Here is a 12,381-nt window from a genome sequence, read left to right as displayed (position 1 = left end):
ATGCAGACACCGAAGCCCGTCGCCGCCGGACGGTCGTACCGCGTCGCCGCGCGCGGCTGGGGCGCACACCGCACCATCGGCGCGGCCGTGCGGGCCGCCCCGGAAGGCTCGGTCATCACCGTGGCGCCGGGAACCTACAACGAACATCTGGTTCTCGACCGGGACGTGGTGATCAGCGCCGAAAGCGCCGAGGGCACGGTGGAGTTGGTCGCCGCCCAAGGACCGGCGATCAGCGTGCACAGTGGTGCCGCGACCCTTCGCGGCCTCGTCGTTCACAGCGGCAACCCGCAAGGAACCGCGATGTCGGTACGCGACGCCACGGTTGTCATGGAGGACTGCCAGGTAAGGGGCGGCCGGATCGACGTGGCCGGCCGGGCCCGGGCCACCTTGAACCGGTGCCGTATCCGTGACTGCGCGGGTGCCGGCGTCCACGCCACCGGCGATGCCCACCTGTGGCTGACCAAATGCGCAGTGGAAGACGTGGACGGCTCCGGGGTGATCCTCACCCAAGCGGCCCGGGCCGAACTGAGCACTACCGGCCTCGTCCGGGTCACTGGGGCCGGCCTGCACCTGCGGGACACCACCGGGGCCGTGCTGGAGGACTGCGACATCGCGGAGAGCGGCGGCGCGGGCGTGGTCCTCGAGGGCAGCGCCAGTCTGCGCATGCTGAACAGCCGGCTGCGCGACCTGGCTGGGGACGGCGTGCACGCCACCGGCAGTGCCCCGCTGGGCGTGCCGCAAGCGTCCGGACCGGAACAGCCGCCGGCACAAGGCATCGAGTTGACCGGATGCACGATCTCGCGGGCCGGCGGCACGGCCCTGGTCGCCGCGGCTGACGCGCAACTGCGGGCGCAGCACTGCCGGCTGGTGAGCCCGGGCAAGAGCGGCGTCTCCGCGACCGGGCAGAGCCGCGTCGACCTGACCGGCTGCCAGATCACTGACACCGCCAGCACCGCCCTGGTCATCCGTGACTCGGCCCACCTGATCGCCGAGGGTTGCGCGATGACCGGCTCGGCCGCCAACGGGCTGTTCCTCGGCGATGAGTCGACCTCCTCGCTGAGTTCGTGCACCATCGGCCCGTCGGGCTTCACCGCGGTCCATCTCAGCGGGGCGGCGACCGCCGACCTCGCCGACTGCACCGTGACCGGCGCCGCGGAGCACGGCGTGCGGGTCACCGGACGGTCGGTCCTGCGGATGAGCGGCGGCCGCATCGAACAACCGCAGATGAACGGACTTCAGCTCGAGGGGGCCAGTGACGCCACTGTCCGGCGGGTCTCCATCACCGACGCGGTGGTCGGCGTCCGGGTCGATCAGACGCTCCACCGGCCGCTGATCGACGAGTGCGTGGTCACCGGTACACGGCAGTCGGGCCTCGAAGCCGGGCCGTCCAGCAGCCCGACCGTCCGTGGCTGCCGCTTCGACGGCAGCGGCGCCGCGGGCGTGTTCCTGGACCGCGAGAGCCAGGCGCACATCGAACGCTGCGAGATCAGCAATGTGCACGGCAGTGGCCTGGTGGTGTGGACACGGGCCGACCCCACCATCCGGTCCACCACCGTGACGAAGTGCCGCAAGAACGCCGTGTACTTCGCACCCCAGTCCGCCGGCACGGTGGAGGGCTGTGACTTCTCCGAGACGGAGTACGCGGCGCTCTACATCGGTACCAAGGCCGGGCCGGTCGTGCGCGACTGCCGGATCCACGACGTCGACCAGGACGCGGTACTGGACGACGACGTCGCGGCCGTCTTCGAACAGTGCGAGATCACGGCGGTGCGCACCACGACGATCCCCAGTTCCGCCCAGGCCCGGCCGGGCCGTGCCGGGGGTCGCGTCCCGTCCGGCGACGCCGGCGAGGCCGGCCCGGAGAAGGAGATCGCCGAGCTGCTCGCCGAGCTCGACGAACTGGTCGGGCTCGAGCGGGCCAAGCAGGACGTGGGCACGCTGGTCAACCTCATGCAGATGGTCAAGCGGCGGGAGGAGGCCGGTCTGCTGCCGCCGCCGCTGAGCCGGCACCTGGTGTTCGCCGGCAACCCCGGGACCGGCAAGACCACCGTCGCCCGCCTGTACGGCCAGATCCTGCGGGCGCTGGGCATGCTGGACAACGGCCATCTGGTGGAGGTGGATCGGGGCACCCTCGTCGGTGAGTACGTCGGTCACACCGCGCCCAAGACGCAGGCGGCGTTCCGGCGCGCGCTGGGTGGTGTGCTGTTCATCGACGAGGCGTATGCGCTGGTACCCGACGGGCGGGGCAACGACTTCGGCCAGGAGGCGATCTCCACACTGGTCAAACTGATGGAGGACCACCGCGACGAGGTGGTCGTCATCGTAGCCGGGTATCCGGACGAGATGGAGCGTTTCATCTCGGCCAACCCCGGTCTGGCCTCCCGGTTCACTCGCACCCTGACGTTCGACGACTACTCCGCCGACGAGCTCGTCCAGATAGTCGCGCACCAGGCTGACGCCCACCAGTACCTGCTGGACGACGACACTCGCACGGCGCTGCGCCGGTACTTCTGGGCGGTGCAACGCGGCGAGGGATTCGGCAACGGCCGGTTCGCCCGCAAGGTCTTCCAGGAGATGACCGAGCGGCACGCCCGGCGCATCGCCGAGCAGTACAGCGCCGCGGGCGCGGAGATGACGGCGCGACAACTGAGCGCGCTCGCTCCGGCCGACCTGCCGGATATCGACGCGCCGGCGGCCGGCGACGGGACACCGGAGTCGTAGCGCGCTCAGCGACGCCCGGCCGGTCAGGCCCGGCAGGCGGTCGTCTCGATCTCGATCATGAGTCCCGGCAGCAGCAACTGATTGACCTGGACCGTGGTCGAGGTGGGAAAGGGACCGGAGCCGTAAATGCTCTTGCGGTACGGCAGGGCGTTGATCAGCGCGGCCATGTCGGTGACGTACATGTTCTCGCGGACGACGTGACGGAACCCCAGTCCGAACCGGTTCAACGTCTCCCCGATCCGCTGGTAGATGAACGCCATCTGGGCCGCCAGATCATCCGGGTGCACGGGGTTGAACTGGGGGTCGAGACTCGCCGTGCCGGACAGCCACACCGTGTCGCCCACCTGGACGGCCTGCGAGTAGCCTAGTGACTGCTGATCCGAGACCCAGTAGTACATGAGGTTGGTGCGGGCCGAGGGCGCCGCACCGGCCGGCTCTCCGGCTGCGGCCAGTCCGCCCGCGAGAAGAGCGGCTCCAGCCCCGGTGAGCATCCGGCGGCGGACGGTACGGTGGTGCAGATGTGCGTCTGTGACACGGTCGGCGTGGCGGCGCATCGCGTACTCCTTCTCCTGTTCGTGGGTCCTTCCATTGCCCGAGCTTGATGCCTGCGAGCTTGGCCCACAGTGACGTCCGTGAGCATTCGTCAAATGACTGGTCGGCCTTACCGACAGGTCTGCCGTCGGTCTCGCCCGTGCGCGTACGATGTCGTTTCTCACTTGGTGCGAAGGGGGCCTCCAATGGGAGGCGACGAATCCGGGCCAACCGCGTCAAATGGTGCGATGGTCGGCCGGGCGGACGATCTCCGGCTGCTTCGGACGTTCGTCGACGACACCGCGCGGTCCGGTGGTGCGCTGCTGCTGTACGGCGACGCGGGAGTCGGCAAGACGATGCTGCTGGACGCCGCGGCGGCCTACGCGGACAGCGTCGGCACCAGGGTCCTGCGCGCGGCCGGCACGCAGTTCGAGGCGACGGTGAGCTTCGCCGGCCTGCATCAGGTGCTCCATCCGATCCTCGACCTCCTGCCGTCGCTGCCCGGCGCGAGCCGCCGGGCGCTGGGTATCGGGTTAGGTCTTTACGAGGGTCAGTCGGCCGCCCAGCTCATGATCGCCAATGCGGCACTGGTTCTGCTCGAGCGCGCGGCCCGGACCGGACCGGTGCTGATCGTCGTGGACGACCTGCCGTGGCTGGACCGCGCGAGCACGGCCGTCCTCGCCTTCGTCGCCCGCCGCCTCAGCACCGTCCGGGTCGGCTTTCTCGGCGCGTCCCGGTCGGGCGAGGCCGGCTACTTCGACGGCGCCGGGCTGCCGGAACGGGAGTTACAGCCACTTGATGCCGCCGCCTCCGACACGCTGCTGCGCGAGCGCTACCCGGCACTCAACATCCGCATGCGGCAACGTCTGCTGGACGAGGCGCGGGGCAATCCGCTCGCGCTGCTGGAACTGCCGCTCGCCGTGGCCGACTCGCCGACCGGCGCGACCGGCGCCCCGCGGGGAGTCCTGCCGCTGACCCGGCGGCTGCAGTCCGTGTTCGCCAGCCGGGTGGATCCCCTTCCCCCGGCAACCAGGGACCTGCTGCTGCTCGCCGTGCTGGACGGCACCGGCGACCTCAGCGCCCTACGCGGGGACGAGGGCGGCGCCGACACCCTCAAGGCCTTCGGCCCCGCGGAACGGGCGCGGCTGGTCCGGGTGGACGCTGGTGGTGGCCGGTTGGAGTTCCGCCACCCGCTGATCCGGTCCGCAATCGTCGAGCTCTCCACGAGCGACGAGCGGCGCGCGGCGCACCGGCTGCTGGCGACCCGCCGCCCCGACCAGCCCGAGCTGCGGGCATGGCACCTCGCCGAAGCGGCCGAAGGCCCGGACGAGGAGGTGGCCGCGCTGATGCAGTCGGTGGCGCACGCCAACCTGCGTCGCGGTGACGCCGTGGGCGCGATCAGCGAACTGCTGCGAGCAGCCGATCTCAGCCCGAACGGCACCGATCGGGGCAGCCGCATTGCCGAGGCGGCCTACCTTGGCGCCACCGTGACCGGAGACCTGGCCGCCCTGCCCGGGCTGCTCGACGCCGTGCGCCGCGCCGACCCCGACCGCGCCGGGTCGCTGGCCGGCGCGGTCGCCGGAAGCTACTACCTGCTCAACGGCGACGGCGACGTGGACTCCGCCCACCGGCTGTTGATCGGCGCCGTCGATTCGCTCGACGACCCGACCGACGCGCACCACAAGGCACTGATCGAGGCCCTGTACAGCCTGTTGATGGTGGCGTTCTTCAGCGGCCGGCCGGACATGTGGCCGGCCACCGACGCGGCGATCGACCGGCTCGTGCCGTGGCCGCCCGAGCTGTTGCGTATCTCCAGCCGCACCTTGGCGGATCCCGCTCGCCGCGCGGCTTCGGCGATGGCCGATCTGGACGCGGCCATCGAGCGCCTCTCGGACGAAAACAGCCCGGCCCGCATCGTGCGCACCGCCACCGCCGGGGCCTACCTCGACCGCCTCGACGGCTGCCGCGCCGCGCTGCACCGGGTGGTCAGCCAGGGACGTGACGGCAGTGCCACCACCTCGGTGATCGAGGCGCTCTTTCTGCTCGCCAACGAGGGCTACCTCGCCGGCCGGTGGCACGAGGTCGAGGCGTGGTGCGACGAAGGACTCGCGCTGTGCGACAAGTACAGCTACCGGCTGCTCGCCTGGCCCGGCATCTACCTGCGGGCCATGCTGGCGGCGGCCCGGGGCGACGAGGCGGTGGTCCGGGCCAACACGGAGGCGATGCTCCGGTGGGCGGTGCCGCGCCGAGTGGGTCTCGTCCGCGGATACGCCGCGCACGTCCAGGCGCTGGCGGCGCACGCACGGGGCGACTTCGACACGGCGTACCGACAGGCGAGTCTGGTCAGTCCGCCCGGCGAGCTGTCCGCATACACGCCCCACGCACTGTGGCTCGTGCTCGACCTCACCGAGGCCGCCGCCCGGTCCGGGCGCCAGGCCGAAGCCGCCGCCCACGCCCGGGCGGCCCGGGACGCCGGCCTGGCGCAGCTCTCACCGCGCCTGGCCATGCTGGTCTCGGCGGCCACGGCGCTGGCCGACCCCGATCCCGGGGCCAACGAACCGTTCGTGGCGGCGCTGGAGGTACCCGAGGCAGATCGTTGGCCTTTCGACCTGGCCCGCATTCAGCTGGCGTACGGCGAGCGGCTGCGCCGGACCAAGGCGACGATCGAAGCGCGGATGCACCTCACCGCCGCCCTGGAGATCTTCCAGCGTCTCTCGGCGCATCCCTGGGCGGCGCGCGCCGGCACCGAGCTGCGCGCCACCGGTCTCGCCGTGACGAGGACGCGCGACGTCGCGGCGGAGGCGCTGACGCCGCAGCAACGCGAAATCGCGTCCCTGGCCGCGGCCGGCCTGTCCAACAAGCAAATCGGTGAGCGGCTGTTTCTGTCGCCGCGCACCGTGTCCACGCACCTGTACCGCATTTTCCCCAAGCTCGGCATCACGTCGCGCGCGGCTCTGCGCGACGCGCTGGAGCAGTTGCCGGGGGAATGACGATCAGACCGCGCACTTACGTCATCTGACGGAATTCCGCAGGCGCCGCGGCGGCATAGCGTGCTCTCACTACTACGGTCAGGAAGAGAGCGCCACATGCCAGATCCAGTGAGGGATCTCGTCCTCGTCCACGGTGGCTTCGTCGACGGCTCCGGTTGGCAGCAGGTCTACGACCTGCTGAGGGACGACGGGTTCCGGGTCAGCGTCGTGCAGAATCCGACGGAGTCGCTGGAGGGCGACGCCGCCGCCACCCGGCGGGTACTGGACACCTGCGTCGGTCCGGTCGTGCTGGTCGGCCACTCGTACGGTGGCGCCGTCATCTCCGAGATCGGCACCCACCCCAGCGTCGTGGCACTGGTGTACATCGCCGCGTTCGCCCCCGACAAGGGCGAGTCGGTCAACACCCTCATCGCGAACCCGCCACCCGGCGCGCCGGTGCCGCCGATCGTCCCCGCCGGCCCCGGTCACCTGCTGTTGGACCGCGACAAGTTCCACGACTCCTTCGCGGCGGACCTTCCGGTCGAGCTCGCCGAGTTCATGGCGGACTCGCAGGTGCCCTGGGGCATCGACGCCCTCAGGGGTACGGTCGCCGAGCCGGCGTGGCGCATCAAGCGGAGCTGGTATCTCGTCGCGACCGACGACCGCATGATCCCCCCGCCCGTGCAGCGGGCGATGGCGGAACGCGCCAGCAGCACGGTCGTCGAGGTGGCGGCCAGCCACTGCGTCTACATCTCCCAGCCGGAAGCCGTCGCGTTGCTGGTGGCCCAGGCCGCAGCCGGACTGGCCGAGCACTGACGCGCGCGTTCGTGATTCCTGCACAGCGATACGAGGAAGGAGGCCGGGATGTCCCACGTCGCCGTTCACGCCCCGCACAGTGAATGTCCCGAGGAATGGATGGCCGGCGTCTACGAGACACACGCCGACGCGCTGTACCGATTCCTTTTGCGACTGACCCTCGGACAGGCCGAACTGGCCGAGGACCACCTGCAGGAAACCCTCCTGCGCGCCTGGCGGCACCGCGACACCCTCAGCGCGGACATCGCAGAGGTGCGTCCGTGGCTGTTCACCGTCGCCCGCCGGATCGCGATCGACGCGGCCCGTGCGCGCGTCGCCCGGCCCGCTGAGATCACCGGAATCGACCTCGCCGCGCACCGGGCCGACGATGACCCGATCGAGCGCGCCATCGCGCGATGCGACATCCGTGCCGCCCTGACCGAGCTGTCTCCCGATCACCGCCAGGTCCTGGTGGAGCTGTACCTGCGGGGCAGCTCCACGACCGAAGCCGCCGCCACGCTCGGCCTGCACGAGGGCACCGTCAAGTCGCGGACGTACTACGCCCGCCGCGCCCTGCGCGCGGTGCTGGAACGCAAACGCCGCTCACCGTCGAACCGTTGCCGTTGAGTGTTCTTTGGCGCTCACGCGGCAGTTCTGCCTTTCGGCAGAACGGTCCCGGTCTTACCCGCCAAGGCGGCGCCGGGTTGACGCTTCGCAGCCTCCTGCCCGCAGGTGCGGGTCTTGTGGTTGGCTCCACGTCCTGCCACCGGGCCACTCCCGGCGGTGTCGAACTCGGCCGCGAGGCCGGCCAGGTTCCGTGCGGCGTGAGGTCCCGGTCCAGAACCAGACCACACCCTGCCGACGTGCAGGAGCGGGCGGTTACGCCGATCCTCGCCGGCGACCGGGACGTCATCCCGGCCGCGGCCGGCCGGCCAGAGTGACGAGCGTGCGGCAACATGCAACGGAGACGTCGCCACCGGCGACATCGTCTTCGTCAGCTGCTTGAGCAACCCATCCGGCCCGGTCAACGACAGGCCCTGCTCCTTGGCCAGCCGAACCAGCTCCGCAGCAGCCGGCTCCTCCGCCGACGGCTCCGGCTTCTTCTTCCTCGAGATCACATCGTCCAGTGTCGCGGTCATCACGGCAGCTTCCTCGCCGTGCGTCACACCCGGCGGGTCAGGCCGGAAATACCGTTGCATCCACAGGCCCTCAGACGATGGCGGGAAGGCATGATGAGCACTGAGAACGATGTTGGCGGCTGGCGAGCGCCCCCGCTGTGGAGCGATGGTGGCTCGGTCGCATGAAGCCGTGACGAAGCCAGCAGACGGTTGAATGCGAGCGAGCACCGAACCCTCGGTATTCAGGAGGAGAGCGTGCGCGTATCCACGACCGTACGAACATCGGCGGCGCTTCTCGGAATGTCAACGAAGTTGAACCTGGTGCTCGCGGACGGCGATCGGTCCCCGAATCTCCGGCCGAGTAGCCGGGAGGGATCCCCCTCCCGGCTCTCTTGTCATCCGGTCTGCCAGCATGCCTGTAGCAGATGGCACGACAGGCAGGCTCCGCTTGCGTCAGGCGAACAGGAACCGTCCACCATCAACGCCGATCGCCTGGCCGTTGATGTAGCCCGCGCCTTCGCTGGCGAGGAAGACCAGCATAGGGGCGCAGTCCTCGTACGCCGTGCCGAACCGTCCCGTCGGAATCTGCTCCGCAAGCATCCTCGCGGCCTCACGGCCCTGCTCGCTTAGGTCGTAGGCAGGGGTCCTGATGACCGGCAGGAAGGTGTTGGTGACAATGCCGTACTTTCCCCACTCCTGGGACGCGTTGCGGGTCAGCGCCATGATCGCACCCTTGGCCATCTCGTACGGGGTGAAACCGGGCATTCCAAACAGCGCGGAGTGCGATGCGGTGTTGATGATGCGCCCGTAGTGCCGCTCCTTCATGTGGGGTAGGCACTTCTGCATGAACAGCATCGTTTGGAGCGGCCCGGTGACGAAGCTGGCCAGCGTGTCTTCCGGTTTGGTCTCTTCCAGAAATCGCATCTCGTTCATTGCGCCCTGCGCGATGTTGGCCAGGATGTCGATCTGCCCGAACGACTCGATCGCTGCCCCTACCACCTGGTCGATCTCGTTCTCCTTGGCCACGTCACAGGTCGCCGCTACAGCCTTGCCGCCGCCAGTTGTGATTTCCTCGGCCAGTTCATTCACCAGCTCGCCCTGGATATCGGCGAGCACCACAGCGGCGCCCTCGTCCGCGAACCGCCGCGCACAGCCTCGCCCGACGCCGGACGCCGCACCGGTCACGATGGCCACCCGCTCGCTCAACTGTCCCATCTCGACTCCCTTCACTTTTTCGATGGCTCGGCTTGTCTATATCGTCAGCCGTCTCAGGCTCGGCAACACTCTCGATGAACGCCGGTGGTGTCATGGACGGAACCGCCCGTGATGCGCGGCTGCGCACCGGTCTCCACCGCGATCGCGAGGCTGGTCGTGGCCGTGATCGTGCAGGTGTCCAGTGTTCCGCCCGCTGCCGTGGCGAACAGCACGGCCGCGCCGCCTAGGTCACGTAGGGACCCCGCAGGAGTGGATCCGCACCGTTCAGGACCCACGACGCCCGCTTTGCCGATGTCCGAGATCGTGGTGGCCTCTACCGAAGCGCACCCGGGCGGCGACGACCTCGCACCGCAATCGCTGGCCGAACTGGCCCAGAATTACGCCGCAGTCGACGAATTACCCAGCGCCGTTGCCTTCGGTGAACGCGCACTTTAAGCGCCTGATCGATAGTTCTGTCCGTAACCGTGGGGTAGCCAGGGTGAGGTCCAGGGCGCCGCGGTGGTGAGGTTCTGGTCACTGCTTCTGTTGCGGAAGAACGCGTGGGCTTGGCGTACCCGGTCGGCGATCGTGGCTGGGGCGGTGTTGGCGATGTGCTGTTTCATCACCGCCCAGATCCGTTCGACCGGGTTGTCCTGGGGGCTGTATCGGGCGCCGCGTAGGAGGCGTAGGCGTGGGTGCTCGGTCAGCCATCGTTTGGTGATGCCGCTGAGGTGGGTGCCGCCGTTGTCACAGATCACCGCCACGATGGGTGCGTCGGGGTAGGCGGACAGCAGCTGGTCGAGGAAGTAGCAGAACACGACGGAGACGTTGTGGACCGAGACGTGGTGGTGGAAGGCGCCGGTGGCCAGGTTGATCGCGCCGTGGATGGTGCGGCGGATGTTCTTGCCCGGCGTCATGACGCGGTGCCGCAGGCCGGTGGGCATCCAGCAGGCCCGGACGCGGGCGAGGAGGTCGAGGTGGGTTTCGTCCTCGGCGAGGACGACCGATCCGGTGGGCAGGGCGGTGATCTGCTCGCGGATGTCGGCGCAGATGCTGTCGTGGTCGGGGTCGCTCTTGGCGATCAGCCGTGGTCGGGACCAGCGGGCCTGCTCCCGGATGTGCCGGTACATGGTGCGCAGGCTCAGCGGCGGGCGTCCCAGGGCCCGCCAGATCCGGGCGGTGGTCCATGCCTTCGGCGTTTGCAGCAGCCGACGGATCCGTTCCCCGAGTCCTGCGCTGCCGAGTCGGGGCCGGCCGCTGCGGGGCCGGTCGGGCAGTCCCGACAGGCCTTCGGTGTCGTGGCGGGCGATCCACCGCCGGACGGTGCGGGGGTCGTAGTGCAGCAGTTCGGCGATCTCGGTGGCGGTCATCCCGTTCGCGGACAGCAGGATCATCACCGCGCGGGCGGCGACTCGCCACTGCCGGTGCAGGGCGTCGACGAGCTGGTCGTGCTGCTCGCCGGAGACGTTGGCGTACACGTGCGCAGGGCGCATACTGACGTCGGCCTCGTCGTGGATGGATTTCTGGTGTGGTAACCGAATCCAAACCTCGACGAGGCCAACTCGTTGGGACGCCGATCAAACCGGGCGAGTTACGGACATAACTATTGGGCAGGCGCTTAAGCAATGCGCCGCATCGACGACGACGCTCTGAACGACTCGCCCTGCTCGCCGACCACGGCGGCGCCCTGCTCGCAGCCGGCCACCCGGTTCGGGCCGGCCAAGCATGGCTGCGCTACCTCAGCCTGTCCGGGAACCCCGGAATGGCCGACAGCGTGGCACACGAGGTCGGCCGCTCCGCTGCGGACATAGCCCGGCACATCCGCGCGAAGCTGGCCGTCCTCCCACCCGAGGACGACGCCTGAACCCCCGGCAGCACGCGGGCCCGGGGTCAACGCCACGCTCTCGATGGAGTCCGCGGCCAGCAGCGCTTCAGGTCCAGGTCAGCTGCAGTCGATCTGCTCCCAGGCCTTGATGTTGGGGCTGGCCGCTCGCGCGCGGGACAGGGTGTGTACGAACACTGGGCCCTCCGGGGAGTCGAAGGCGGACGTCGAACCCTCTGCCTGGTCGAATACGTACAAGGGCCGGCGCAGCGACGCTGAGAACGTGCGGACTGGCGCACTCACCCCGAGTCGCAGCCGGTCGCAAGGGTCCGGGTGGTCGAGGAAATAGCGCTCTCTGGCCTGGGTGAGCAGCTCGACCATCTCGATGAACGACCACTGGTCAGCCACCTCGCAGTGGCTGCGGTACAGCGTGAACGCGTACCGTGCCGGGTCCGCCAGCCGCCGGCCGGTCGCTGGAAGCGTGGCGGCGCACGCGACGGCCCTCGGATCGGGTTGGAACAGCTCGTCGGCGGCGAAGTGGGCCAAAAGAGCCGGCGGCAGGCTGCCGGCTTCGGCGCTCATGTCTTCGCCACCGGTGAGGTTGACCGGACGCAACTGCAAGTTGACGTCGGCGACGGGGCGGTCGCGCGCAGTGAACGCAGCGTGCAGCCGCAACCAGTCTCCGGTGTGGCTCGCGTTCATGGTCACCGTTGCGGTCAGCGTGTTGCTGTCATGGAACTGCAGGTAAGGCGCGTGGTAGTTTAGTCGCACCGCGGCGGCGACCACGCCGGTTTTGTGCTCGCCCAGAAGGTCGGGATAGGGCACGAGGTGTTCGCCAAGCCAGCGGGCCATGCCGCCAATGCTCAATCCGAGCACCGCACGCGGCCGCAGCTGCAGCGGACTGTACAGCGTGGGGTCTACCGCGACGTCGAAGCTGATGGACGCTGGCACGCTACCCTCCAGCGATTGCGGTCAGGAACTCGACCTCGTCGTTGTCGTCGAGCGGCGTCGCGTCGGTGGGGCGGGGAACGAGTTCGCCGTTGACGAACATCCGATGGGTACCGCGCAGACGGCCGGTGTTGTCCTGGAGGACCGGCCGCAGCCGTGGGTGGCTGGATTCCAGGAGCGCCAAGGCCTCGCCAAGCGTGCACGCGGGCAGTGTGACCGTACGCTGGTAGTCGACAAAACGGAGCAGCAGACCTGAGAAGCGTATGACCATGTTGCAACTCCC

At 69.5% G+C, this 12,381-nt stretch carries 10 protein-coding genes and 1 pseudogene; 5 read left to right on the top strand and 6 right to left on the bottom strand.

Annotated features, from left to right (window positions below):
• A complete protein-coding gene (locus ACQEVU_RS14770; protein ID WP_433323675.1) occupies positions 1–2,721 on the top strand; it encodes a right-handed parallel beta-helix repeat-containing protein in 2,721 nt (906 codons plus the stop codon).
• Positions 2,722–2,744: 23 nt separating this feature from the next.
• Here ACQEVU_RS14770 and ACQEVU_RS14765 read toward each other — a convergent pair whose 3' ends face one another.
• The gene (locus ACQEVU_RS14765) at positions 2,745–3,275 is read right to left on the bottom strand and encodes a RidA family protein (protein WP_433323673.1); all 531 of its coding nucleotides are present in this window, start codon (positions 3,273–3,275) and stop codon (positions 2,745–2,747) included.
• Positions 3,276–3,500: 225 nt separating this feature from the next.
• On the opposite strand from ACQEVU_RS14765, the gene ACQEVU_RS14760 reads away from it, so the two are divergent.
• The 3 genes from ACQEVU_RS14760 to ACQEVU_RS14750 all read left to right on the top strand — a co-directional run bounded on the left by ACQEVU_RS14760 (position 3,501) and on the right by ACQEVU_RS14750 (position 7,643).
• Positions 3,501–6,242 (top strand): helix-turn-helix transcriptional regulator, encoded by a 2,742-nt coding sequence (locus tag ACQEVU_RS14760; RefSeq protein WP_433323671.1) that lies wholly within the window; start codon positions 3,501–3,503, stop codon positions 6,240–6,242.
• Between the two features lie 96 nt (positions 6,243–6,338).
• The gene (locus ACQEVU_RS14755; RefSeq protein ID WP_433323669.1) at positions 6,339–7,037 is read left to right on the top strand and encodes an alpha/beta fold hydrolase; all 699 of its coding nucleotides are present in this window, start codon (positions 6,339–6,341) and stop codon (positions 7,035–7,037) included.
• Positions 7,038–7,085: 48 nt separating this feature from the next.
• A complete protein-coding gene (locus ACQEVU_RS14750) occupies positions 7,086–7,643 on the top strand; it encodes a sigma-70 family RNA polymerase sigma factor (protein WP_433323667.1) in 558 nt (185 codons plus the stop codon).
• 344 nt (positions 7,644–7,987) lie between these two features.
• On the opposite strand, the pseudogene ACQEVU_RS14745 reads toward ACQEVU_RS14750, so the two are convergent.
• Positions 7,988–8,155, bottom strand: a pseudogene (locus ACQEVU_RS14745) (IS256 family transposase); the annotation flags it as partial.
• A 432-nt stretch (positions 8,156–8,587) separates the two neighbouring features.
• The gene (locus tag ACQEVU_RS14740; RefSeq protein WP_433323665.1) at positions 8,588–9,349 is read right to left on the bottom strand and encodes an SDR family NAD(P)-dependent oxidoreductase; all 762 of its coding nucleotides are present in this window, start codon (positions 9,347–9,349) and stop codon (positions 8,588–8,590) included.
• A gap of 291 nt (positions 9,350–9,640) precedes the next feature.
• Between ACQEVU_RS14740 and ACQEVU_RS14735 the strand changes: the two genes are divergently transcribed.
• Positions 9,641–9,784 carry a hypothetical protein gene (locus ACQEVU_RS14735; RefSeq protein ID WP_433323663.1) on the top strand — a complete coding sequence of 48 codons (144 nt, stop codon included), beginning with the start codon at positions 9,641–9,643 and terminating at the stop codon, positions 9,782–9,784.
• Here the strand turns inward: ACQEVU_RS14735 and ACQEVU_RS14730 are convergent.
• The 3 genes from ACQEVU_RS14730 to ACQEVU_RS14720 all read right to left on the bottom strand — a co-directional run bounded on the left by ACQEVU_RS14730 (position 9,781) and on the right by ACQEVU_RS14720 (position 12,369).
• Positions 9,781–10,821, bottom strand: coding sequence for an IS630 family transposase (locus ACQEVU_RS14730; RefSeq protein ID WP_433323591.1), 1,041 nt, complete (start codon positions 10,819–10,821; stop codon positions 9,781–9,783). The genes ACQEVU_RS14735 and ACQEVU_RS14730 overlap by 4 nt on opposite strands.
• Before the next feature lie 449 nt (positions 10,822–11,270).
• Positions 11,271–12,101 carry a hypothetical protein gene (locus tag ACQEVU_RS14725; RefSeq protein ID WP_433323661.1) on the bottom strand — a complete coding sequence of 277 codons (831 nt, stop codon included), beginning with the start codon at positions 12,099–12,101 and terminating at the stop codon, positions 11,271–11,273.
• Position 12,102: 1 nt separating this feature from the next.
• Entirely contained in the window at positions 12,103–12,369 is a 267-nt protein-coding gene (locus ACQEVU_RS14720; RefSeq protein WP_433323659.1) for a MoaD/ThiS family protein, read from the bottom strand.
• Positions 12,370–12,381: the final 12 nt, after the last annotated feature.

This window comes from Dactylosporangium sp. CA-139066 (assembly GCF_050936175.1).
Taxonomy (GTDB): domain Bacteria; phylum Actinomycetota; class Actinomycetes; order Mycobacteriales; family Micromonosporaceae; genus Dactylosporangium.
The sequence above is the reverse complement of the archived record's forward strand: the minus strand, read 5'-3'. Positions and strand labels throughout refer to the sequence as shown.